At 67.5% G+C, this 24235-nt stretch carries 21 protein-coding genes and 1 tRNA gene; 15 read left to right on the top strand and 7 right to left on the bottom strand.

What is annotated here, in order from left to right:
• The first annotated feature begins 6 nt into the window (after nt 1–6).
• A complete protein-coding gene (locus tag ON30_RS05605; RefSeq protein WP_040704688.1) occupies nt 7–645 on the top strand; it encodes a Maf family protein in 639 nt (212 codons plus the stop codon).
• Here ON30_RS05605 and ON30_RS05600 read toward each other — a convergent pair.
• Complete coding sequence (locus ON30_RS05600; RefSeq protein ID WP_040704687.1) at nt 571–1350, bottom strand: helix-turn-helix transcriptional regulator; 780 nt, start codon at nt 1348–1350, stop codon at nt 571–573. The two genes, ON30_RS05605 and ON30_RS05600, sit on opposite strands and share 75 nt — an antisense overlap.
• A 168-nt stretch (nt 1351–1518) precedes the next feature.
• On the opposite strand from ON30_RS05600, the gene ON30_RS05595 reads away from it, so the two are divergent.
• The 3 genes from ON30_RS05595 to ON30_RS05585 all read left to right on the top strand — a co-directional run bounded on the left by ON30_RS05595 (nt 1519) and on the right by ON30_RS05585 (nt 5511).
• Nucleotides 1519–2430, top strand: coding sequence for a sulfurtransferase (locus tag ON30_RS05595; protein WP_040704686.1), 912 nt, complete (start codon nt 1519–1521; stop codon nt 2428–2430).
• 205 nt (nt 2431–2635) lie between these two features.
• A complete protein-coding gene (locus ON30_RS05590; RefSeq protein ID WP_040704685.1) occupies nt 2636–4435 on the top strand; it encodes an acetyl/propionyl/methylcrotonyl-CoA carboxylase subunit alpha in 1800 nt (599 codons plus the stop codon).
• Between the two features lie 116 nt (nt 4436–4551).
• Entirely contained in the window at nt 4552–5511 is a 960-nt protein-coding gene (locus ON30_RS05585; protein ID WP_040704684.1) for a patatin-like phospholipase family protein, read from the top strand.
• Between the two features lie 4 nt (nt 5512–5515).
• Here the strand turns inward: ON30_RS05585 and ON30_RS35890 are convergent, their stop codons facing one another.
• Complete coding sequence (locus ON30_RS35890) at nt 5516–7582, bottom strand: serine/threonine-protein kinase (RefSeq protein WP_051028961.1); 2067 nt, start codon at nt 7580–7582, stop codon at nt 5516–5518.
• A 626-nt stretch (nt 7583–8208) separates the two neighbouring features.
• On the opposite strand from ON30_RS35890, the gene ON30_RS05575 reads away from it, so the two are divergent.
• Nucleotides 8209–8547 carry a hypothetical protein gene (locus ON30_RS05575; protein ID WP_040704683.1) on the top strand — a complete coding sequence of 113 codons (339 nt, stop codon included), beginning with the start codon at nt 8209–8211 and terminating at the stop codon, nt 8545–8547.
• 4 nt (nt 8548–8551) lie between these two features.
• On the opposite strand, the gene lat is transcribed toward ON30_RS05575, so the two are convergent.
• Entirely contained in the window at nt 8552–9901 is a 1350-nt protein-coding gene (gene lat / locus ON30_RS05570; RefSeq protein ID WP_040704682.1) for an L-lysine 6-transaminase, read from the bottom strand.
• 64 nt (nt 9902–9965) lie between these two features.
• The gene (locus tag ON30_RS05565; protein WP_040704681.1) at nt 9966–10418 is read right to left on the bottom strand and encodes an Lrp/AsnC family transcriptional regulator; all 453 of its coding nucleotides are present in this window, start codon (nt 10416–10418) and stop codon (nt 9966–9968) included.
• 165 nt (nt 10419–10583) lie between these two features.
• Here ON30_RS05565 and amaB point away from each other — a divergent pair, with 165 nt between their 5' ends.
• The 6 genes from amaB to ON30_RS38835 all read left to right on the top strand — a co-directional run bounded on the left by amaB (nt 10584) and on the right by ON30_RS38835 (nt 18308).
• On the top strand, nt 10584–12113 hold the full coding sequence (gene amaB, locus ON30_RS05560) for an L-piperidine-6-carboxylate dehydrogenase (protein WP_040704680.1): 1530 nt from the start codon (nt 10584–10586) through the stop codon (nt 12111–12113).
• A 62-nt stretch (nt 12114–12175) separates the two neighbouring features.
• Nucleotides 12176–12249, top strand: a tRNA-Met gene (locus ON30_RS05555).
• A 344-nt stretch (nt 12250–12593) separates the two neighbouring features.
• Nucleotides 12594–14987 (top strand): ATP-binding protein, encoded by a 2394-nt coding sequence (locus tag ON30_RS05545; RefSeq protein ID WP_157183619.1) that lies wholly within the window; start codon nt 12594–12596, stop codon nt 14985–14987.
• Nucleotides 14984–16114, top strand: a complete 1131-nt coding sequence (locus tag ON30_RS05540) for an aminotransferase class V-fold PLP-dependent enzyme (protein ID WP_040704677.1) — start codon at nt 14984–14986, stop codon at nt 16112–16114. The genes ON30_RS05545 and ON30_RS05540 overlap by 4 nt, the downstream gene beginning before the upstream one ends.
• Complete coding sequence (locus tag ON30_RS05535) at nt 16111–17043, top strand: aminoglycoside phosphotransferase family protein (protein WP_040704676.1); 933 nt, start codon at nt 16111–16113, stop codon at nt 17041–17043. The genes ON30_RS05540 and ON30_RS05535 overlap by 4 nt, the downstream gene beginning before the upstream one ends.
• A gap of 407 nt (nt 17044–17450) precedes the next feature.
• The gene (locus tag ON30_RS38835) at nt 17451–18308 is read left to right on the top strand and encodes a hypothetical protein (RefSeq protein WP_157183618.1); all 858 of its coding nucleotides are present in this window, start codon (nt 17451–17453) and stop codon (nt 18306–18308) included.
• Here the strand turns inward: ON30_RS38835 and ON30_RS05530 are convergent.
• The gene (locus tag ON30_RS05530) at nt 18281–18610 is read right to left on the bottom strand and encodes a hypothetical protein (RefSeq protein ID WP_040704675.1); all 330 of its coding nucleotides are present in this window, start codon (nt 18608–18610) and stop codon (nt 18281–18283) included. The two genes, ON30_RS38835 and ON30_RS05530, sit on opposite strands and share 28 nt — an antisense overlap.
• Nucleotides 18611–19059: 449 nt before the next feature.
• Here ON30_RS05530 and ON30_RS38830 point away from each other — a divergent pair, with 449 nt between their 5' ends.
• A complete protein-coding gene (locus tag ON30_RS38830; RefSeq protein ID WP_157183617.1) occupies nt 19060–19620 on the top strand; it encodes a hypothetical protein in 561 nt (186 codons plus the stop codon).
• A gap of 111 nt (nt 19621–19731) precedes the next feature.
• Here the strand turns inward: ON30_RS38830 and ON30_RS38825 are convergent, their stop codons facing one another.
• Nucleotides 19732–19869, bottom strand: a complete 138-nt coding sequence (locus ON30_RS38825; RefSeq protein ID WP_157183616.1) for a hypothetical protein — start codon at nt 19867–19869, stop codon at nt 19732–19734.
• A gap of 543 nt (nt 19870–20412) precedes the next feature.
• Between ON30_RS38825 and ON30_RS42190 the strand changes: the two genes are divergently transcribed.
• Nucleotides 20413–21231, top strand: coding sequence for a DUF3558 domain-containing protein (locus ON30_RS42190; protein WP_040704674.1), 819 nt, complete (start codon nt 20413–20415; stop codon nt 21229–21231).
• A gap of 78 nt (nt 21232–21309) precedes the next feature.
• Here ON30_RS42190 and ON30_RS41660 read toward each other — a convergent pair whose 3' ends face one another.
• Nucleotides 21310–21444 (bottom strand): hypothetical protein, encoded by a 135-nt coding sequence (locus ON30_RS41660; RefSeq protein WP_281004714.1) that lies wholly within the window; start codon nt 21442–21444, stop codon nt 21310–21312.
• Nucleotides 21445–21692: 248 nt separating this feature from the next.
• Between ON30_RS41660 and ON30_RS05520 the strand changes: the two genes are divergently transcribed.
• Entirely contained in the window at nt 21693–22871 is a 1179-nt protein-coding gene (locus ON30_RS05520) for an aromatic ring-hydroxylating oxygenase subunit alpha (protein ID WP_051028968.1), read from the top strand.
• On the top strand, nt 22868–24175 hold the full coding sequence (locus ON30_RS42010) for a TetR/AcrR family transcriptional regulator (RefSeq protein ID WP_306307326.1): 1308 nt from the start codon (nt 22868–22870) through the stop codon (nt 24173–24175). The genes ON30_RS05520 and ON30_RS42010 overlap by 4 nt, the downstream gene beginning before the upstream one ends.
• Nucleotides 24176–24235: the final 60 nt, after the last annotated feature.

Genomic DNA, 24235 nt, shown 5'->3' with positions numbered 1-24235 from the left:
GCGGAGGTGACGTACTTCGTCCTGGCCTCCGCCTCCCCCGCCCGCCGGGCGGTGCTCCGATCCGCGGGAATCGAACCCGTGGTGCGGATCTCCGACGTGGACGAGGACGCCGTCGCGGCGGCCCTACCCGCAGGCACACCGCCGCGCGGCGTGGTCACCGAATTGGCCGCCGCCAAAGCCGCCTCGATCGCGGCCACCGATCTCGGCGAGATCGGCGCGGACTGTGTGATCGTCGGCTGCGATTCCATGCTGCTGGTCGACGACGAACTCCAAGGCAAACCGCACACCCCCGAGGTGGCGCGGGCGCGCTGGGCCACGATGGCGGGCCGTAGCGCCGAATTGATCACGGGGCACTGCGTCCTGCGGGTCCGCGAGGGCCGCGTCGTCGGCACGGCCACCGATTGCAGCGCCACCACCGTGCATTTCGCCAAACCCGAACCGGACGAACTCGAGGCCTATATCGCCAGCGGCGAACCGTTGCAGGTCGCCGGGGCGTTCACCCTGGACGGTCGCGGCGGGTGGTTCGTCGAACGGATCGAGGGCGACCCGTCCAGCGTCATCGGGATCGGGCTACCACTGCTGCGCCGACTGCTTGGCGACGTTGGCCTCGGCATTGCGCAACTGTGGGGCCACCCGGCCCCCTGAGGGCGGCGCGAGGGACGGTTCCCGTACGGCTTCGTCGGCTCCCAGCGGCACCGGGGCGGCCTCGCGGCGCTGCGCCGAGCGTTCCAGGCGCAGCACGCACAGATCGGGCTCCACGAACGGGAGCAGTCGCACGCCGACCTCGCCGCGCGCGCCGTTGCGGTCCAGCACTTCCTGGATCAGCCCGAGATGCACTCCGCACACCACCTCGGAGTGGGTGCGCGCCAGATCGCGCAGCGGGCAGGCCGTCATCCGGACCTGGACCTGGTTCTCACCGTCGACGGCCGGGTCGCGTTCGGGGGCGAACCCGAGTTCGGAGAGCAATGTCACTGTGACGTCTTTGGCGTCCTCCAACGACTCCACCGGATGGTCGCCCGCGTCGAGCGTCGCGCCCCAGGCCCGACCGGCCGTGGCGGCCGCTTCGGCCCGCGCGCGCGAGTCGGGACCGAGTTGGTCGGCGAGCACCTGCGCGAGCTCCTGGTAACCGACGGATCGCTGCACCGCGGTATAGCCGATCCGCGGACGGCCGCGGCCGCGCGGCGGCTGCTGGAATTGACGAACCAGCGAATCCTTGGTGAGAACGTCGAGGTGAAATCGAACCGTGGTGACGTGCTGTCCGGTAATTCTGGCCAGTTCTTGGGCATCGAGGGGCTCACCTGCGCCACGTAGGATCGCGAGCAGTCGCCGCCGCGGCCAAGAATCGGACATAGCTCACCCCTCCTCCCGAGAGACTTTATCGGATGTAGGTGCGACTTATTCGCCCATTCAGCCGATTCGTGGATCTGAAACGAGTTTCACTTTCGTCCCACACTTACCATCGCGATGCGACTCGAACGCCGTAACCACCCGACTACCTCGCGTGAAGGACCTCATATCGTGCCCGTTGCCCCGGACCCTCATCCGTCATTCGGTACCTACGCACATCCTCACCGACTAGTAACCACGGAGTGGCTGTCGGCAAACATCGGCACGCCCGGACTCAAGGTCATCGAGTCCAACGAGGACGTCCTGCTCTACGACATAGGCCACGTTCCCGGAGCCGTCAAGATCGATTGGCGTGGCGACCTGAACGACCCGGTAACCCGTGACTATATCGACGGGGCTCGATTCACCGAACTGATGCGCGCCAGGGGTATCGAGCGTGACGATACCGTGGTCGTCTACGGCGACCGGAACAACGCGCAGGCGGCGCACACACTGTGGCTGTTCACCCTGTTCGGCCACGAGGACGTGCGACTACTCGACGGCGGACGCGAAGCGTGGATCTCCGAGGAACGCGACACCACCTTCGAGCCGCCGGCCCCGGCCCGCAGCGCCTACCCCACCGTGCGCCGTGACGACACCCGCGAGCGCGCTTTCCGCGAGCAGGTCCTCGCCCACCTGGGCAAACCCTTGATCGACGTGCGCTCCGCCGACGAATACACGGGCGCGGCCGCCACCGACCCCTACCGGCGTGAGGAACCCGCGCTGCGCAGCGGTCACATCCCCACCGCGCTGAGCATCCCGTGGACCAGCGCCGTCGCCGCCGACGGACGGTTCCGCTCCCGCGTCGACCTGGACGGGATCTACGCCGACCTCGCCGGGCGCGACGACCTGATCGTCTACAGCCGCGTCGGCGAACGCTCCAGCCACAGTTGGTTCGTGCTGACCTGTCTGCTGGGTTTCGCGACCGTGCGCAATTACGACGGCTCCTGGATCGAATGGGGCAATTCGGTGCGCATGCCCATTGCCAAGGGGACTGAACCCGGGGTGGCGCCTGTCACTACCCGGCGCGGCCGATCTCGGTAGATCCCACCCCGCTGAACTGTGGTTGAACCGCGTCCGGCCGGTTAGTGTGACGCTCGACCTACTTATCAGTAGGTCTATCCGAGTTCGGCGGCTGTTGGCACACTGCCTACACTGCCCCGAGACGTAAGTTGTCGACCACGGGAACGGAGCCTTCGCAGCCACCACCCCCGCGAAGCGACGTAAAGAGATTGCAACAGGAGGCTCAGTGCCCAGCCATGCCAGCGCGCGGATCACGAAGGTACTCGTAGCTAACCGAGGCGAGATCGCCGTGCGCGTGATACGGGCGGCCAAGGATGCCGGAATCGGCAGTGTCGCGGTCTATGCGGAACCCGACGCCGACGCACCGTTCGTCAAACTCGCCGACGAGGCCTTCGCCCTCGGCGGGCAGACCTCGGCCGAGTCGTACCTCGTGTTCGACAAGCTCCTCGACGCCGCCGCCAAGTCCGGCGCCGACGCCGTGCACCCCGGCTACGGATTCCTCTCCGAGAACGCCGACTTCGCCCAGGCCGTGCTCGACGCGGGCCTGATCTGGATCGGCCCCTCGCCGCAGTCCATCCGCGACCTCGGCGACAAGGTCACCGCCCGGCACATCGCCGAACGCGCGAAGGCCCCCATGGCCGCGGGCACCAAGGACCCGGTGAAGAACGCCGACGAGGTCGTCGCCTTCGCCGAGCAGTACGGCGTCCCGGTCGCGATCAAGGCCGCCTTCGGCGGCGGCGGTCGCGGCATGAAGGTCGCGCACTCCATCGAGGAGATCCCCGAACTGTTCGAGTCGGCCACCCGCGAGGCGATCGCCGCCTTCGGCCGCGGCGAATGCTTCGTCGAGCAGTACCTGGACAAGGCCCGCCACGTCGAGGCCCAGGTCATCGCCGACAAGCACGGCAACGTCATCGTCGCGGGCACCCGCGACTGCTCCTTGCAGCGCCGGTTCCAGAAGCTCGTCGAGGAGGCCCCCGCGCCGTTCCTCACCGATGACCAGCGCGCGCGCATCCACGCCTCGGCCAAGGCCATCTGCAAGGAAGCCGGCTACTACGGTGCCGGCACGGTGGAATACCTGGTCCAGGGCGACACCGTCTCCTTCCTCGAGGTCAACACCCGCCTGCAGGTCGAGCACCCGGTCACCGAGGAGACCGCGGGCATCGACCTGGTGCGCCAGCAGTTCCGCATCGCCGAAGGCCACGAACTCGCCATCAAGGAGGACCCGACCCCGCGCGGCCACTCCTTCGAGTTCCGCATCAACGGCGAGGACGCGGGCCGCGGCTTCCTGCCCGCCCCCGGCCCGGTCTCGGTCTACCGCGAGCCCACCGGCCCCGGCGTGCGCGTCGACTCCGGCGTGGTCGAGGGCAGCGTCATCGGCGGCCAGTTCGACTCGATGCTGGCCAAGCTGATCGTCACCGGCGAGAACCGCACCCAGGCGCTCGAGCGCGCCCGCCGCGCCCTCGCCGAATTCGAGGTCGACGGCCTGGCCACGGTCATCCCGTTCCACCGCGCGATCGTCTCGGACCCGGCGTTCATCGGCGACGGCGAGAAGTTCGACGTCTACACCAAGTGGATCGAGAACGAGTGGGTCAACACCGTCGAGCCCTTCACCCCCGGCGGGGTCAGCGAGGACGACGACGAGGACCTGCCCCGGCAGAAGGTCGTCGTCGAGGTCGGCGGCCGACGGGTCGAGGTCTCGCTGCCCGGCAACTTCAGCGTCGGCGGCGGCGCGGCGGCGGGTAACGGCGCCGGTGTCATCCGCAAGAAGCCCAAGCCGCGCAAGCGCGGTGGCGCGGGCGGCGGCGCGGCCTCCGGCGACGCGGTCACCGCGCCCATGCAGGGCACCGTCGTCAAGGTCGCCGTCGAGGAAGGGCAGACCGTCGAGGCCGGCGACCTGATCGCGGTGCTCGAGGCGATGAAGATGGAGAACCCGGTCAACGCGCACAAGGCCGGTGTGGTAACCGGTCTCGCGGTGGAGGCGGGCGCGGCCATCACCCAGGGCACCGTCCTGGCCGAGATCAAGTAGCTCATCGCGGAAGCGGGTGCCGACGGCGCGTCGGCACCCGCTTTCGTCGTCTGCGAGCCGCGTAACCGATTCCCGGGCGACCGATACGCGTCACCGTGCTGTCGTATCGTGAGCGGATGACCAGCTCACCCATCGCGCCCGGTGTGGCGGAGGTGATCCGCGCCCGCCGCGATGCGGCGAGTCGTGGCCTGTCCCACCGGGAGTCTCCCGACGGTCACCGGGTGGTGCTCGTCATCGAAGGCGGCGGCAGTCGCGGCGTGTACGCGGGCGGTATGGTGCTGGCGCTCGAGGAGATGGGGCTCGGCTCGATCTTCGACGGGGTCTACGGCACCTCGGCGGGCGCGCTGAACGGCGCGTGGTTCCTGTCCGGCGGCGCCGCGCCCGGCATGCGGACCTGGACCGATCCCGAGATCCTCCGCCGCACCGTCGCCCCGAGTCGGATGCTGCGCGGCCGCGCGGCCTTCGACCTGCGCTACCTGGTGCACCAGGTGTACGAGCGGATCGCGCCGATGAACTTTCGCGCGATCCTGGCCAACCCGTCCACCTTCCACCCGATCGCCACCGACATCCGCACCGGACTCGCGGTCGACCTGCACTCGCACATCGTCGACCAGCGCAGTCTGCAACGCGCGCTGCGCGCCTCGGCCGGACTGCCGATCCTGGCCGGTCCGCCGATCACCGTCGGCGACGCCCGCTACTTCGACGGCGGACTGTCGGAATCGGTGCCGATCCGCATCGCGATGCGCGACGGCGCGACCCACGCGCTGATCCTGCGCACCCGCCGCACCGACGAACTCCGCCCGCCCGCACCGCGGTTGCACCAGATCTTCGCGGGCGGCTACCTGCGATTGACCGCGCCCGGCGCATACCGCTCGTGGCTGGCGCGCTCGGGTCAGCAGGCCGCCGAGGACAGCTTCACCGCCCACCTCGGCACCGCCGCGATGCAGATCCATCCGCCGGTCGGCTCCCCCGACATCGACAGCGCCTCCCGCGACACCGACCTGCTGCTCTCGGCACTGGAAATCGGCCGGGCCGCCACCCACACGGCGCTCGCGACCACCGTCAGCGCCGCCTGAGCGCTCACAACCGCACGGCCACACCGCCGGACCACACGAAATCGTGCAGTTCCAGGTGGTCCGGGGTGAGGTCGGCGGGCACGTCGAACACCAACTGGGTGCGCGCGGACTGGCCCGGCGCCAGCTCGAAGGAGTAGTCGCTGCCGTGGCGGACGTTCTGCCACGCCGTCGCGGTGGTGTCGTGCTCGACCACCCGGTCCGCGCCGTCGACCAGTTTCTGCCCGAACGGCAGGAACCACTTCTTCTCCTCCGAGATGTTGCGCACGTCCAGGCCGACCACCACGAACGAACCCTGCGCCGACTGCATCCCGATCCGGCTCACCCCGAACTCGACGCCGGTCACCGCGAACTCGAATTTGCCGTCGCGCACGGCCGTCCCCGCCGGAGCGGGGGTGTCGACGGAATCCCACGGCGGAGGTTGGTTCGCCTCGGTGACCGCCGGGGGCGGGGCGGCGGTGTCGTCCGAAGTCGAGGTACCGGTCGCGATGAGCGCGAAGCAGCCCGCCGCGAACGCGAACGGTGCCAGGAAGATCACCGTCAGCGCACCGATCACCTTCGACAGCACGCCGCCGCGCTTGCGCCTGCGCCTGGGCGGCGGAGGCGGGGGGCGCTTCCAGCCCGCGCGCCGTGCCCAGCCCCGGTTCGCCGGAGCGGAACGGGGTTTCATGGCCGGGGGTCGGGCGGGCGGCGTCGCCGGGCGCGCCGGCCCCGGGCGGGCAGACGGCGCGGGGCGCACGACCGGATAAGCGGCGGCACCGGGGTGATTTCCCGCCGCTGCCTGACCCCCGCGACCGGCAGCGGACCGACCGGCCGCCCCGGGGTGACTGCCCACCGAGGGCGGACCGCCGCGGCCGGCGGCGGGATAGGCGGAACCTTCGGGACCGGGCGCTACGGGGTAGGAAGCGGGTTCCACGTGACCGGGACGGCCCGGGGTCGGCGAAGGCGCGGCGGGCGGGTGTAGCAAGGTCTCCACTCGCGTCGGGGGCGGTCCGGGTTCCGGCAGCACCTTCGTGGGCGTCGGGGCTGCGGCGGGCGGAGCTGCGGCGGGCGGAGCTGCGGCGGGCGGAGCTGCGGCGGGCGGGGCGGGCGACGAGCCTGCGGCAGGCGGGACGGACGACGAAGGTGCGGCGGGCGGAGCGGGGGTCGGGGCGGCGGGGGGCGAAGCTGCGGCGGGCGGGACGGACGTCCGAACTGCGGCGGGCGGGACGGGCGAGGGGGTTGCGGCGGGCGGGACGGAGGTCGGGGCTGCGGCGGGCAGGGCGGGTATTCCCAGCGCGACGCAGGCCGCGCGGGCGAACTCCCCGGCGGTGCCGGGCCGCTCGGCGGGGTCCTTCGCCATGCCGCGGACGACGATCAGGTCGAGGGTCGCGGGGATCGCGGAGTTCGCGGCGGAGGGCAGCGCGGGGTCGAGCAGGAGGTGGCCGCGCATCTGCTGGGCCGGGTCGGTGTCGCCGTGCGGGCGGCGTCCGGTGAGGCATTCGTAGGTGACGCAGGCCAGCGAGTAGATGTCGGTGCGCGGGTCGGAGACGCCGCTGAAGCGTTCCGGGGCCATGTAGGCCCAGGTGCCGATGGCCATGCCCGCGGCGGTGACGCCGGCTTCTCCTTCGCGGCGGGCGATCCCGAAATCGATCAGGTAGGCGTACCCGTCGGGCCGGACCAGGATGTTGGACGGTTTCACGTCGCGGTGCACCAAGCCGACGCGGTGCGCGGCGTCCAGCGCGGCGGCGATCTGGGCGATGATCGCCACGGCGGCCCGCGGTTCGAGCCGTCCGCTCTCGGCGATCCGAGCCCCGAGGTCGACGCCTTCGACGTAGTCCATCTCGATGAACAGCCGTCCGTCGACCTCGCCGTGCCGGTGGATCGGCACCAGATGCGGGTCGCGCAAGGCGGTGGCGAGTTCGGCTTCGCGCTCGAAGCGGGTGCGGAATTCGTCGTCGGCGGCCAGGTGGACGGGCAGCAGTTTGAGCGCGACCCGCGTCCCGTCGGGGTCGCGAGCCAGCCAGACCTGCCCCATGCCGCCCTTGCCGAGCAGCCGTTCGAGCCGGTAGCGGCCGAACCGCGTATCCCCCATGTGAACCTCCCGCTCACCCCGATAGACGCCGCCAGGTGTGCCGCCGGAGTGGGCCGGACCTCGAATGACGGACCGCGCCAACGAAAGTCCAGGTCACGGTGACCGCACCCGGCACCGGCCTCCCACGCAGCCTAGCCCCGCCGCGCCCGCACGGCCGGCACCAATCGTGTGAGCTGCCCGACGCGTACCTTCCGGATGCGTACGTCGACCCCGCCTCTTCGCTGTGCACACGGCACGACACAGCCCCGCCTTCGGCCACTGCCGATTCCAGCTACACCCCCTCGCCAGGTCGACCCCACCACTTCGCTGTGCACACGGCACGACACTCCCCCGCCCTCGGCTACCGCCGATTCGAGCGACACCTCTCGCCAGGGTCGACCCCACCACTTCGCTGTGCGCACGGCACGACACTCCCCCGCCTTCGACTACCGCCGATTCGAGCGACGCCTCTCGCCAGCTCGACCCTGCCTCTTCGTGGTACGCACGGCGCGACGGTCCCCGCCTTCGGCACCGCCGATTCGAGTGTGTCGCCGAGTCGGCGCGTCCGGGTCGGGAGCGGTCACGCTAGCCTTGCGGCGGCGCGGCCGAGAATGCGGGCGTCAGTTCAGGAGAGGACGCACGGACCGATGGAGCCGATCGAGATCAACGCGGGTAGCTGGTATCTGCGCGCCCTGCGGGCCGACGATCGCATCGATGACCGGCCTGCCCTCGCCGCCGGGGGCATCACCGATGCCGACTACGTCGCCCGCCGGGCCGGCCAGTGGACGGACGAAACCCACTACTCCTGGGCGGTCTGCGAACCGACCACCGCCGAGATGGTCGCCGAGATCGGCGTGGTCCCGGGCGCGGACGGCACCGCCGAGGTCGACGGATGGGCCCGTCCGGGCTACGAATCCGCTCTGGCCGACGGCCTGACGACGGTGCGCCGATTCGTCGAGGGCGCGCTCGGACTCACACCGCGCTGACGGCTCAGTCGATGGTCGCCAGCACGCGTTCGATGGCGTCCACCGCCGCGTCGATCTCCGCGACGGTCACGGTGAGCGGCGGGCGGAATCGCAGCCCGCGCTCCCCTGTCCCGAGGATCAGCACGTTCTCGCGTTCCCGCAGCGCCGTGACGACCGCGTCGCGCAGGTCCGGCGTGGCGAGGTCGATCGCGCACATGAGCCCGCGACCACGCGGTTCGCTGACGCGGGGATGGTCGTCGGCCAGTGCGCGCAACCGGGTGAGCAGATGGTCGCCGACCGGACGGGACGCGGCGATCAGGTCGTCGCGTTCGAGGACTTCGAGGATGCGGCGCGAGCGGACCATGTCGGTGAGGTTGCCGCCCCAGGTGGAGTTGAGCCGGGAGCCGACCACGAAGACGTTGTCGGGGACCTCGTCCACCCGGCCGCCCGCCATCACCCCGCAGACCTGGGCCTTCTTGCCGAAGGCGACGACGTCCGGCGCCAGCCCGAGCTGCTGGTAGGCCCAGGGGGTTCCGGTGGTGCCGACGCCGGTCTGCACCTCGTCGAGGATGAACAGCACGTCGTTGTCGTGACACAGGCGCTGCACAGCGCGCAGGAACTCCGGGCGCAGGTGCCGGTCGCCGCCTTCGCCCTGGATCGGTTCGGCGATGAAACACGCTGTGTCGTGCGGATGTTCGGTGAATTCGGCGCGCAGGGCGTCGAGCGCCGCGGCCTCGGCGGCGGCCATGTCGCGCCCTTCGACCAGGTACGGCGTCCGGATGCGCGGCCAGTCGAAACGCGGGAAACGCGCGGTCTTGATCGGGTCGGTGTTGGTCAGCGACAGGGTGTAGCCGCTGCGGCCGTGGAAGGCGCCGGTGAGATGGGCCACCCTGGTCCCGAGTTCGGGTGAGCGACCGTTGGCCTCGTTGTGGCGGCTCTTCCAGTCGAAGGCGATCTTGAGGGCGTTCTCCACCGCGAGCGCGCCGCCGTCGATGAAGAACAGGTGCGGTAGGCGCGGGTCGCCCAGGACGCGGGCGAACGTGTCTACGAATCGGGCCATCTCAACGGTGTAGACGTCGGAATTGCTCGGTTTGTTGATCGCCGCGGCGGCCAGTTCCGCCCGGAAGTCGGGGTCCTCGGCCAACGCGGGATGGTTCATCCCGAGCGCGTTGGAGGCGAAGAAGCCGAACATGTCCAGGTAGGCGCGGCCGTCGCGCGCGTCGACCAAGGTCCGGCCCCGGGATTCCCGGAGGTCGAGGACCAGGTCGAAGCCGTCGGCGAGGATGTGGGCCGACAGCGTCTCGTGTACCCGTGCGGCGGGGGTGACCGATGCCGTGTCACCGCCCGTTCGGGTGCGCTCCAGTTCGAGGGTCACACCCGTAGCGTACGGAAAGATTTACGGATTCTCTACAGATCGTCGGATAAATTACCGTGATCAACTATCTGTCGTAGAATGTTTGGAGGATGATGGTGCTCCGGGTCCGCACGTTCGCGGTGGCCCTGATCTCCTGGAGCAACTGCTCGAGGTGGCGCGGCGAGGCCACCCGCACCAGCAGCACGTAGCTCTCGTCACCCGCGACCGAATGGCACGCCTCGATGCCGGGGATGTGCTGGAGCACCGCCGGAGCGTCGTCGGGCTGGGACGGGTCGAGAGGAGTGATCGCGACGAATGCCGACAGCAACTGCCCCAGCGCCTCGGGATCGACGTGCGCGGTGTAGCCGCGGATCACCCCGCGCGCCTCGAGCCTGCGCACGCGCGACTGCACCGCCGAGACCGATAGGCTCGCCTTCTCGGCCAGGTTCGACAAAGTGGCGCGACCATCGGACATCAACTCGCGAATCAGCAGGCGATCGATGTCATCGAGAACGGGTCTTGCCGGTGTATCCGCCATCAGCGAAGGCTAACCCAGCCGACGCTGCTCGTGGCGAAAAAGTCGACTCGTTCACATCCGGCAACATGATCGAACCAAAGTCGCAGCGGAACAATGACTTATCAGTGAATTGGAGCCCCTCCCACCGGCGCGGACACGCCCGCGCGAGCAACCAGCGGAGCACACATGACACACACCCTCGATGACCGGCTCACCCCCGAACTCGCCTCGCGTGCCGAACGATTGCTGCGCGCGCTCGGTGCCGAACCGCCCGCGCCCGGCGACCTCGTCGCCCGCACCCCGATCACCGGCGGGCAACTGCTGACCCTGGCCCCGCACACCGTCGCCGAAGCCGACGCGGCGATCGCCCGCGCCGCCGACGCCTTCACCCGGTGGCGCACGGTCCCCGCCCCGGCGCGCGCCGCCGTCGTGCGCGCGCTGGCCGACCTGCTGCGCACCCACAAGGCCGAACTCGGCGAACTGGTCACCCTGGAGGCGGGCAAGATCACCGCCGAGGCGCTCGGCGAAGTCCAGGAGATGATCGACATCTGCGAGTTCGCGATCGGCCTGTCCCGTCAGCTCTACGGGCGCACCATGCCCTCCGAGCGGCCCGGCCACCGGCTCATGGAAACCTGGCATCCGCTCGGCGTCGTCGGGGTGATCTCGGCGTTCAACTTCCCCGTCGCGGTGTGGGCGTGGAATACCGCCGTGGCCCTGGTCTGCGGCGACACCGTCGTCTGGAAGCCGTCGGAGACCACCCCGCTGACCGCCTTGGCCTGCCACACGCTGCTGCGCCGCGCGGCGGCCGCCGTCGACGCGGATCCCGAAGTGCACCAACTGATCCAAGGCGGAGCCGAGATCGGCGCGCGACTGGTCGAAGACGAACGGGTCGCGCTCGTCAGCGCGACCGGTTCGGTGCGCATGGGCCGTCAGGTCGCACCGCGGGTCGCCGCCCGCTTCGGCCGGTGCCTGCTCGAACTCGGCGGCAACAACGCCGCCGTCGTCACCCCGTCCGCCGACCTCGAATTGGCCGCGCGCGCCATCGTTTTCGCCGCCGCGGGCACCGCGGGCCAACGCTGCACCACCCTGCGCCGCCTCATCGTGCACGCCGACGTCGTCGATCTCCTGATCGAGCGGGTGCGGCACGCCTTCGAACAACTCCCCGTCGGCAACCCGCTGGACGAAGGCGTCCTCGTCGGCCCGCTGATCGACGCCCGCGCGCACACCGCCCTCGACGCGGCGATCGAACGCGCGCGAAACGACGGCGGCGAACTGCTCTGCGGCGGCGAACGCGTCCCCGTCGGCGGGCCCGACGCCTACTACGTGCGCCCCGCCCTCGTGCGGATGCCCGCCCAGACCGAGATCGTGCGCGAGGAAACCTTCGCCCCCTTGCTCTACGTCCTCACCTACCGCGACCTCGACCACGCCATCGACCTGCACAACGCGGTGCCGCAAGGACTCTCGTCCTCGATCTTCACCACCGACCAGCGCGAAGCCGAACGCTTCCTGGCCGCCGACGGCTCCGACTGCGGTATCGCCAACGTCAACATCGGCACCTCAGGAGCCGAGATCGGCGGCGCGTTCGGCGGCGAGAAACACACCGGCGGCGGCCGCGAATCCGGCTCCGACTCCTGGAAGACCTACATGCGCCGCGCCACCAACACCGTCAACTACTCCGCCGAACTCCCCCTCGCCCAAGGCATCACCTTCGCCTGAACCCAGCCTGACCAGGCGATTAGGAGTGCGGACCATCCCGCGTGTACTGTTGGAATCACCGACGCGGGGTGGAGCAGCTCGGTAGCTCGCTGGGCTCATAACCCAGAGGTCGCAGGTTCAAATCCTGTCCCCGCTACAAAGCTCAGGCCCGAGAGTTTCCCTCTCGGGCCTGAGCCATTTCGTGCTTGTCGTCCTTCAGGGGTTTTGTGCGGAGAACGCGGCATCCTGGCGAGTGGAGGTGACCAACTCCGGGCAGCGTCGCAGCACGGCTGGCGGCAGCCAGACGCGGTATCTCTGTTGCAGCTGATCTCCGGCTGCACCTGCGACCAGCGGCCGAGCGCATCCGGATGCGACGCTACCGTCGATGCAGTCCAATGTGCGAGGGGCCGCAGCCCCCAAAGAGCACCATCGCCCTTGGAGCCGGTCATCTAAAATTCTCATACTGCACAACCGATGTCGGTAGGGGGATACGTGTCACGGTTGGTTGAGCCACCCGCGCTGGTCGATAGGATCGACGAGCTGGCGATGTTGCTCGAGCATGTCGACGGCGCTGTAGCAACGGGGAGCGGGGCGGTGTTCGTTCTGCGAGGCGAGGCGGGGGTCGGCAAGACGAGCCTGCTTCAGAACTTCGCGCATCGAGCGGTTCAACGCCACCATGAGATCGGATTGCTGTCGGGATATGGGCAGGCGATGTTGAATTCGCTTGCCTCGGACTCATTTCAGGCTGTTCGCGAGTGTCTGCGATCGTTGACCTCGTCGGCGGAGCGCTCGGGAGCGGGGCGGCTGGGGCGGGTGGCGTCATCGTTTCGACAACATGCCCCGGATTGGATCGAGTCGGTTCCCGTAGTGGGGCACCTCCTCGCCGCAGGGTTGCGGACCGGTCAGGCTTACGCGGCGTCAGGGCAGGATTCCTCCGAGATCGACAGCAGGCTCGATCAATTGCTCCGTCTCGTCGAGGATCTCGTGACTGCCGGGCCAGTCCTGCTCGTGCTCGATGACTTGCACTGGGCCGATACGGCGACGATCGACCTGTTGACCACCATGGCGCTGCGCATCGACGGGCCGTTGATCATGGTGCTGGCCTATCGCCCGGACCATCTGCATTCGGTCGAACAAACACATCCCTTGCAGCGTGCTGTGTTGCGGCTGTGCCGATACCGGCCCGAGACGGTGCTGATCGACCTTCCTCGGCTGTCGAACGCCGACACCGAGCAGCTGATCCGCCAGGCTGCTGGGGAAGGTCTCGTGGCCCCGCACATCGTGTCGAGAATCGTGCGGCTGAGCGCGGGTAATCCGTTGTTCGCCGAATCGTTGGTGCGATTGGGTGATCGGGCGCAAGGCAAGGCTCCACAGCAGATCACCGCCGTTCTGGAGGAACGGCTTTCCTATCTCGACGGCGCGGATCAGCGATTGCTGGAGATCGCGGCACTGGTCGGATACAGCTTCGAAGTCGAGTACCTCGCCCGCCTCGCCCGCGTAGACGTTGATGACGTGTACGACCGCTTGCATGTGCTGTTCGAGGAACACCGGCTGGTCCGCCCAGCCGATCCACGCGGGACTCACGACCGATATCTGATACACCACCCCCTGTTCGCGCAGATCCTGCGTGAACGCGGCGCATCGAACGCGCCGAGGTGGCGGCGCCACCACGCTCGTCTGCTGGAAATTCTCGAAGCCGAACCTGATTGGGACGAAGAGATGCATGTCCGCGCGGCCGCGGTCGCCGCAGCCGCGCAGGACAGGGGCAAAGCTGGGATGTTGGCCTCGGTCGCGGCGCGTCGGCAATTCGCGCTCGGTGCGGTGTCCAAAGCATGTGACCTTGCCAGGATCGCGGTAGAGCACGCGCCTTCGTTCGAGAACTTCGCGTTGCTGGCCGAATCCCTGTCCGCCCAGGGGGAACACCTGGGCGCCACCGACGCCTGCGCTGCGGCCCTGACCCACCTCGCATCAGCCTCGGCCACCGGTGAAGACGAAGCGCGTTTCCGACTGCTGTGGGCGCGCAACCTGCGCATGACCGGCCGTTGGGGCGAAACCGTCGACGTGCTGGATCAACTCGTGGCGACCTATGTCGGCGCCGATGAGATTCTCGCGGAAGCGACCATGCTGCGAGCCGAGGTCGCACTCTGCGGTCCGGTGCAGGACGCCGCGCGATGCATCGACCTGTGCGAGAGAGTCGCGACACTCACCGTCAACGCGGAAGTGCGATCCAGGGCGTTCGGACATCGAGGCCTGGCCCATCTGGCGGCCTACGATTCGGTGAGCGCCGAGCAGTGGCTCATTCGGTCGATCGAAGCCGCTCGCTCGACCGGACACCCGTACGCCGAGTACGAGGCACTGCACTGGTTGAGCAAGAAGACCATGGCGTGCCTGGAACTGGGCCGATCCCGGCAACTGCTCGATGAATTGGCTCACATGTCGGGTAACAGTGGAGTCGCCAGCGAGAATCCGCCTCATCTGCGTGATTCGAGCAGAGTGCATGCTCTACAACACCAATACGTCGAAGCCGCCGAGGCTTTCGCGCAATATGTCGACCTCGTCATCCCCGGTTCGCTGGGACGGGCCGAAGCCACTCTGGCTTGTCAGATCCACGAACTGGAAACAGTGCACGGCACGCTCGCCGGAGAGCGATTGCTCGCGCACCTTCGGGATGTGTGCCTGACGGAGTTTCTGTCGCCGGAGCGACGAACGCGGCTCGCGAACAACCTGCGGGTGTTGGACGGCAGGTTGCGTGGCTGGGATCCAGTGGTATTCGCCATCACCGAATTCCATGTGACTCCCGAGGACGCGCATGCCGCCGACGCGATCTTCCGATTCGACGTTCCGAGCCTGCCGCAGTTGCGGGCGATACGAAGCAATGACGGCGTCGCATCGTGAATCCCCACGCCTACGAGGATTTCCTCCTCGATCCGGATCTGGTGCAACTCAACCACGCCTCCTACGGCGTAACCTCGCGCCGGGTCGCGACCGAGGCCGAGACGGTACGGCGGCACATCGAATCCGATCCGACCAGATTCCTCGGAACAGAACTGCGTGACAAGCTCCGATTCAGCGTCGCGGAGGTGGCGACGTTCCTGGGGCTCGATCTACAACAGATCGCCCTGTGCTCGAACGCCACGTCCGGTGCCACAGCGATCATCGCTTCCCTGCCACTACGGCCCACGGACACGGTCGTCGTGCTCGATACCGAGTACTCGTCAGTGGTCGAGGTATGGAGGGTGGCATGCGCTCGTGTCGGCGCGTGCCTTCATGTCGTGGAGGTCCCGCTACCTTTTCCCGGAGTCGAGGAACTCCTCGGCGAATTGGACGCCCGAATAACGACCGATATCCGGTATCTCCAGATGAGCTTGGTCTCCTCGTCGGCGGCATTGCGCATACCTGTCGACCCGATTTCGGCATGGGCGAGGACCAGGGGAGGACAGGTTGTCCTGGACGCGGCACACGGGCCAGGCCACCTCGATATGGCACCCGCATTGGCCGGAGTCGTCGCTGCGTTCGGGACTCTGCACAAATGGCTACCGACCGCGCGGCCGATCGGATTCCTCTGGCTTGCACCCGAACTGATCGAGTTGGTTCGCCCGCCCGAGGTCTCGCTCACATGGCACTGCCAAGGTCTCGTCGAGCGATTCTCTTGGCCCGGCACCTTCGATCCTGCCCCTCGACTGTGCGTAGCCGCGGCAATCGAGCAATGGAGCCGATGGCACGACAACGGGCGATGGGACTTCTGCCTCTCGCTCGCCGACGAGTTCACCTCGGCGCTGGTCGAACTCGATCTGCGTCCCGTAGCGGAATCCGAATACAGGGCACCGAGGATGCGGTCTTTCCTCTTCGACCGCGCGACCGTCGCCGACGTGAAGTCGATCCTCGGCCCCGCCGGGATACGAGTGTGGGTCGGAACCGCACCATCGGGCCGAACTCTGCTACGGATATCCACGCACACCTACAACGACCACAACGACATTGATCGACTCATGGACCGACTCGCGGAGGTGCCCAGCCGATGATCGCCCCGCCCATCCCTGACCGCCTCGAGAAGGCCATCATTTTCCTCCGAGGTGACCGGGACGGCCGAGCCTGGCTCGACGCACTGCCCGAACGCCTGACTCGCTATGCGCAACGGTGGAAGCTCGAACTGGATCGCGTCGCCGACAGCGGAGCTATGTCGTGCTGCGTGTACTGCACGACCAGCGAAGGAATAGCCGCCGTCCTCAAGATTCCCGTTGACGAACAATCAGGCACCACGGAAATGCGTCTGCTGGAGCGATGGGGACAGACGGGTGCGACACCGTCCATCCTCGAACGAAACCCCGACAGCGGCGTCTTCCTCATGACCAGGATCGAACCCGGCGATATCGCATGGCCCGGCGGGGCAGACATCGAGTCCGTCCGATTCGGCGAACTGCTCGATCGACTTCATCGCGGCGGTCTTTCCGATCTACCTGAGTTGCGTGATCTGTCCGAGGTGGCAGCCATGCGAATGAATTGGGCGCGAGAACGCTTCATCGATCCTCGCTACGCGACAGCGATGGCCCGTTTCGGTGCGCCCGAACGACTGGCCGAGGCACAGCACATCCTCGAACTGCTTCTCGCGACCACGCGAACACCTGTCGTCTTACACGCAGACCTACAAGCCAAGAACATCCTCCGAGGAGAGGCGCACTGGCAGACCATCGATCCCCTGGGCGCCGTCGGTGACCTGAACGCGGAAGCCGCACTCTGGGTGGCGATTCAAGACGGGCCGTCCACGATCGAGCAGCGATTGGAGGAACTCGCCGCCTATCCACTCCTCGATTCGATTCGGTTGCGAGCATGGACCTATGTCCTCGCCGTCGCGGAATACCGCCCCTACCTCCCCCCTTCCGGTGACCGCATCGAGGCGTTCGTGCAGAACGCCGAACTCGGACCGATAATCGACAGTATTCGCGCCGGCTAGTCTCGGTCGAAGTTCATGTCGCCGCGCCACAAACGACTCATCGGCTCGACTGAGCAGTGAACTCAAGCGCCAATCCGCGCTCCGAACTGCATCGCTGACCGTATGTGCAAATCGTGCCACACGATGTGATCCCTACCGCAGAGGTCGAATCCACACCATCTGAAGTCGGCGCATGATTCCGATTCACGCATGAGAGTCCCGACCCGTGACCAGCCCCAACTGCTCAATACTCGCGTAGGCCGGCCCGTTTGCTTCCTGACAATTGTTCGATCATTGCGGCCGATCTTGTTCTCCGAGTAGACTGTCAGCCCTCCGCAGCTTCGAGCACCTCCGCCCTATATTGGTGCGAGGTCCAATGGTTGGCTGCGGACGCCCACATAAAGGGAGGCATCGCAGGCAGGTGCATCGTGGTCCGTGATAACCCAGAGGTCGCAGGTTCAAATCCTGTCCCCGCTACAAAGGCTCAGGGAGATCAGTTCGACGACAGTGCGGACGACTGGAAAGCAGGACGGGGCCGAAGAATGGGCGCAGCACGGTCGAGCACCGGCCCGAAACTATCGACTATCCTCGAACGTGCCAAACCGATGCTCGCCATGGCAACCATCATGGTGGCTGCGACAGCTTGCGGCACCGGAGATTTCGTCATACCAACCGCGGAATCTAGCTCGTCGACTGTCACGAAAGCGGCGGCGCCCGTATGCCCCGCAACGAACTACGGCGATGATCCGAACGAGAAACTCATAGCCGAGGCGATCACGAAAGCTGCGCTTCCCATCGGCATCTGCCTGTTCATGGTTGACGTCATAGAGCTGGTTGCCGAGCCCGGAAACTTCTCTGTCACAATAGATCTCAATACACCCGCATCGAAGAGTCCGAATGACCTCCGGCAGGCGGCAACCGACATAGCTTACATCCTCAAGTCGTCGGGCTCGTCGTCCCGCATATCAATTTTGGACGTCACCAATTGGGGCGCACCGACGTCACCTTATCGCTCTCTCCTGACGGACGAGAACTTTCAGAAGAATTCGTGGGCCGGGATTCCCTCCCAGGAATCCGATATGGCGCTGTGGAAGATTGTCGATACCGAATCGCGCTCCGTACGGTGTTGGCCGACGCGCCGCTCATTACGCGAATGGCGAGGTATCAAGCAACCACGGATATCAGATTGGCGTCGAACTCGAAGTCTGGGCGAAGACCATCGCAGCAAGACTCCGCCCTTCCGCGCCTACTCGGACAGTCACGCACGCCCTCGCCAGAGGCAGTGATAGCCCTGCAAGAGGAGGAAGACGAGGTTGCCGAGATACAAGGGCGACAACAACTGACCGACGTCGGTCGACCACAGGGCGCCCAGCAGCCCCAGATTCGCGACCCCGACCACGAGGAATGCGCCGCACACCGCTCCGCGCACGGCCCCCGAGGGCGGTCTGCTCCAGCCGATCGCCAGTCCACCGAGTTGGATCGCGAATGTCACCGCCATCGCGACCGCGATCAGCGAGCCTTCGACTTCTGCGGCGAGAAAGCCGCCCAGTCCCAAGCCTGCGCTCGTGATCATTCCGGTCAGCGCCACCTGGAGCAGTGTGGCGCGACGCTTCCTGTCAACGCTGGTCGTATTCAACTGTCCACCCCCGCGACATCACTATCGGTCGAGATCGGTCACCGTGGCTTTCATGGTTCGTCGACCCGATGGTCGGCTGGACGGGCCACGTCCGCGGATGCCGCCTCCACGCTTTCGCCCCCGCCTGGCCGCCACCGCGTGCAGACCGGAGTCGGCACGAATGACCTCAGATGAGGGTAGTCGCAAGTGCCCGCGCACGAGGCCGTTCGGGACCGACCAGCGCAATCGGACAGTGACTCCGCCTCTGGTGGACAATCTCTCGTGATGCTCCGGCGCATCAGTGGTGTTTCGCGAAGATCGTGCACTGGGACGAAGTTGTGCCCGAGTGAGATCACCTCAGTGGCGTGGACGATGAGCCCGACGTCAAAGAGATCTGGAAACAGAACGGAGTGACCTGATGAGTGAAACCCACGCCGCGCGCGCTCGACACCGTGCACGCGGTTCCGAGACTCGCCGCGGCCTTGGCGGCCGCGCTACTTCTGGCGGCGTGCGATTCGGGTAGATTCGATTCGGCGGTGACGGAAACCAGCTCGCCCGCAGTGGTGACGACACACCCGCCTGCGTGTGCTCTCACCCCGTTCGCCGAATCGCAGCCATCCGACGAGAAGTCCTTGACCGCGGCAATAGGGAAATTGCAGCTTCCTCCTGGCAGCTGCTTGTTCGTGGTCAGTATCGGCAACGCACGCGACGACCCGAACAAGTTGCACATAACAGTGCACCTGGATGTGGCGGACTCGACCAGCCCGAATGATCTCCGCCCAGAGGCTACCGACATCGCACAAGTCATCAAGAAGACCCAGTTCGGCCCACGAACGGCGATCGTGGACGTCAACAATTGGGGAACACCAAGGCCGAAGTATCGAACTCTGCTCACCGATGAGAATTTTCGAGAACATGCGTGGAACGGGCTGCCGTCGAGAGAAGCCGAGATGGCGTTGTGCAAGATCGTCGAGCCCGGATGACGTGGACTCCGATCGAACGTCGCCGATGGTCGCGACCCGATCGGCCACGGAGAGATCTTCGCAGTTCCGCGATAGTTTCCATCACCTGCACGAGTGAAGCCAACGCTGTCGTCAGCGACGCTCCGGCACGAGCAGCGTGGGCCACAGGAGCCACAGATTGATCACGGGCAGCGCGAGATCTCGGATGTTGCGAGTGGCGACAGTGAGGCCGTGGACGAGCGCGGTGGGCGGATCGAGCAGACAGCTCACAGCTCCGCTGCTCGGGGGGATCGCGCGACACCACGGGTTCGAAGTCGATGTCTTCGTCCGTTCTGAGCACGTCGGCCAGGCGTCGACTGTCACGCGGACCGCTGGTATCGGCGGGTGAGAGTAGAAGATCGGCGGGCTCGGCTCGATCCGTGACAGCCGGGCTTTCGGCCGCCGCCCGCTCGGTGGCATCGGGGTCGTGATCGAACTCACGCGCGCTGGACGTGGTCATATGGGACTCCTTCTGTAGCGGTTTGTGCCTTCGTATGTCGGACGAGCCGTGTCGACGACACCTCCCTGCCGGCGGAGACTCGGTCGGCCCTCTCCTGGGACGCGCTTCGGGCGCCCGACGAGCGGATGTCGAGCTGCCTCGGCGCGGCGGCGGTGTGTCGCGAAGATTGTTGTAACGGGGCGTAGGGGGCATCCGACAGTGAACATGAGTGTTCACCATTCCCGGGTCGGGATGGCGGACTCCGTCCGAAACAACTGGATCCGTTGTGCACCTGCCTGTTTCGGGCAGGGACGCGGACACACCGAGGGGGAGACATGCGGTTCACGCAGAAGTTGGGATATGGACGTCGGGGTGGCGTCGGGCTGATGCTGGGCATCGTCGCGCCGTTGTTGATCGTGACCGGGTGCACGGTCGAGAACGAGAGTTCCGGGCCTGCGGCCGGCGGCACGGCGGCGGCTACCGCGAGCAGCGTCTCGAAAGCACCTGCCACCACCGCGCCGTCGGGTGGCGGTCAGACCCAGGCGCCCGGAAGTCCGGGCGGCGGAGGTGATTCGGACGCCGGAGGCGGCGCCGGGACACCGGGAACGGGAGGTGCGCAGACCAACGCCCCGGGTGGTACCGACACCTGTGGCGCTACCCCGTGCGGGGTCACGGACACGCCCGCGCCCGGCGGCACCGACACCTGCGGCGCCACACCGTGCGGGGTCACCGAACCGTCGCAGCCGGCCCCGGTGCTCTGGGATCCCTGCTCGATTTCGGCCGCGGACATCGGCGCGCAGGGTCTGCGCCCCGAGAGCGAGACGGAGATCACCGGCCCCACGGACGACCGGAACTGCCGGTGGGTCTCGCCCTCGGACACTTGGGAATTGACGATCGTGTCGACCCGGACATCGGTGGAAGGCATCCAGGCCACCGGTAAGTACCAGGAATTCACGCCGGTGTCGATGGGCAGCCGGACGGGCTTCCAGTTCCGCGCGCTCCAGGACACGAATCGGATCGGCTGCTATGTCGGCCTGCGGGTGCCTTTCGGCTCCGTCCTGTTCGTCACACGGAATTTGCAGAAGGACGCGCTGGCCGATCCCTGCTCCTCGACGGTCGGGATCGCCGACAACCTGGTGAAGTACCTGCACTGACCGGACACCTGGCCGTGGCGACCGCAAAGCCCGCACGGCCCCGCCATTGCCGGACCGAGTCGCCGGCACCAGACCAGATCAGCGCCGGACCAGGTGACCACCACCGGACCAGGCCCACCACCGGACCAGGCCCACCACCGGACTTGGCGCACCACCGGACCAGGTGACCACCGCCAGGTCGGGACGGCTTCCGCCGACCATCCCCGCCGTCATGGCACGGCGTGGTCGAGCGCCGAGAACGCCGGCACGAGACCCGGGGCCGGAGAGATCACGATCTCTCCGGCCCCGGCCCCGGCCCCGGCCGCGTTCGAAGACGCGACCCGCCGAACACGGGTAGACACTTGGAACACGTTCTGTATGGTCTAGGTGAGCGGCGGCACGCCGCGACAGCCTGCCCCGGCGGACGATCCAGCCCGATCGCGCCCGGCACGAGGGTGGGCGCGGTCAGGAAAGGCAGACAGATGACCTCGACTCTCGGCACCGACGCGCCGACTCCGCTGAACGAGGAACTGACGCGACGAGCGTTGACCTTGGCGCTGGCCAAGGACACCGATATGGCGGCGAGCACCTTGAAGGTGCCACTGCGGTACTACCGCGACGACGACCTCGCCGCCGTGGAGGAGGCGACGATCCTGCGACGGACGCCGATCGCGGTCCTGGCGAGCGCGCAGGTGCCCGACCCGCACGACTACGTGGTGCGTGAGGTGATCGGGGATTCATTGCTGATCACCCGGGACCGGGACGGGAAAGCCCATGTGTTCCTGAACTATTGCCGTCACCGCGGGGCGATGCCCGCCTGCGGCGCGGGCAACACCAAACGGTTCACCTGTCCGTATCACGCCTGGGTCTACGACACGAAGGGCGAGCTCAAAGGGATTCCCGGCAAGGCCGGATTCGACGACATCGATCGTTCCCGCTACGGCCTGGTGGAATTGCCCAACGAGGAACGGCACGGATTCATCTGGGCGGTTCTCACGGCGGACGCCCCGTTCGATCTCGACGCCCACCTGGGCCCGCTCGGCGCGGAACTCGAGCAGTGGAATTACCGGGACTTCGGATATCACGGCGAGCGCATGCTGGAATCGGAGGTGAGCTGGAAAGGCGCGCTGGAGGCGTTCGCGGAGGGATATCACTTCCCGTTCGTGCACGGGCAGAGCGTCATCGGCATGAACACGCTGGCCAACACCCACGTCTACGACGAATTCGGCCCGCACCACCGGATCGGATTCCCGTTCAACTGGATCACCGATCTGGCGGGCACCGAACCCGCGGAGAATTGGGATCCGGTGCAGCAGATGGGCATCATCTACTGGGTCTATCCGAATCTCATCCTGGCCAACAGCCCGGTCGGGGTGGAGGTCATCGACATATTGCCGGAGAAATCGGCGACCCGGTGCCGCGTGCGACACAGTTGGATGGCGCGCTACCCGGCCACCACCCCCGAACAGACCGAGTTGTACGACGGGATCTTCGCGCAGGTGCACGCCGCGGTGCGCGACGAGGATTTCGCGATGCTGCCGCAGTGCGGTCAAGGTGTGCGGCACGGTCAGCACGAGCACATGGTCATCGGACGCAACGAACTCGGTGTGCAGCACATGATCCGGGTCATGGCCGACAAACTCGGCGTCGCGCTCGGATGACGACGGTTCCGGCGTCCCGTCGGTCCGAACCGGTGCTGGACTGGGTCGCGCTGGCGGATTTCGTCGTGGCGGAGATCGCGGCGGCGGTCGACGGGTCGCCGCACGGGGACGCGGTGGTCGCCGTCGCGATCACGGATTTCCACGCCGCGAACATGTTGATCCTGTGGCCGACGATCAGCGTCGCGACCGGAGCCGACCTGCGGGGCGAGGATTGGCGTCCGGAGACGTGGCGGTGGCACCGCGACCCCACCCCCGCGGGCGACACGTGGGCCGGTCTGCTCACCACCCGGGCGGGTACCGGCGGTCCGCGCTGGACGGAGACGGTGCGGCGCTTCCTCGACGTGGTCGTGGCGGCGTGCCGGCGCGCCACGAGGGAACTGGTCGACGCGGGACGGGTCGATCCGCGTTTCGTCGCGGTGGCGATCGACGAGTCGGCGGACCTCGTCACGCGCTGTCTGTCCGACGACGTTCTGCGACCTGCACGACGCCCTGTTCGAAAAACTCTCCCCCACAAGCATGTTCGCCATCCGCGGCGACGACATCGACACCGCTCGACGCGCGCTGTCCTCGCCGTGGCCGGTGGTGCGGCGGCATGCGGCCATCGTGCTGCTGACCGTGCACGTCTGATCGGACCCGCGCCGCCCCGGCTACGCTCGTCACGAACAGCGAGGACACCAGGGCAGAGGGAGCGCGTGCGGACACACGGATGGGCGGGCGACACACCGGCCGACGACACCGAGGCCGTCGCCCGCATCGTGCGCGCCGCCTGCGCGATCATCGACGCCGACGAACGGGACCTGTCGATCTCCAAGGTCGCCGGACGACTCGGGGTGACCAGGCAGACCGTCTACCGCTACTTCCCCAGCACCGACGCGCTGCTCAAAGCCGCCGCCAACGACACGACCGCCGAATTCCTCGACGGCTTGGCCGACGCGCTGCGCGGGATCACCGACCCCACCGAAGCCGTGGTCGAAGGCATCGCCGTCACCTTGGAGCGGTTGCGCGCCAATCCGCGCTTCGCCCTGCTGTTCCAGCATTCCGGGGACGGCCGATTCGTACTCGAAGTCACCTCGGAGGCGGCCGTGCAGGCCGGGCGGCACATCGTGGAACGCTTCGACGTCGACTGGGCGAGCCACGGATGGGGCGGCGCGGATCTCGACCAGTTGACCGAGCACATGCTGCGCACCCTGCAATCGTTCATCCTCGACCCGGGCCAGCCACCCCGCTCCGGCGCCGCGCTGCGCGACTACCTGCGCCGCTGGGCCGCACCGCATCCCCCGCACCCGGGCAGCCCCCGCCCTTAGCGCGCACCGGGCGGTAGCCCTCATTCCGGCGACTGTCGAGGATTCCGGCCGACCTTCAGC

The sequence above is a fragment of the Nocardia takedensis NBRC 100417 genome (assembly GCF_000308695.1).
GTDB lineage: Bacteria > Actinomycetota > Actinomycetes > Mycobacteriales > Mycobacteriaceae > Nocardia > Nocardia takedensis.
This window is presented reverse-complemented; position numbering and strand designations above follow the sequence as displayed.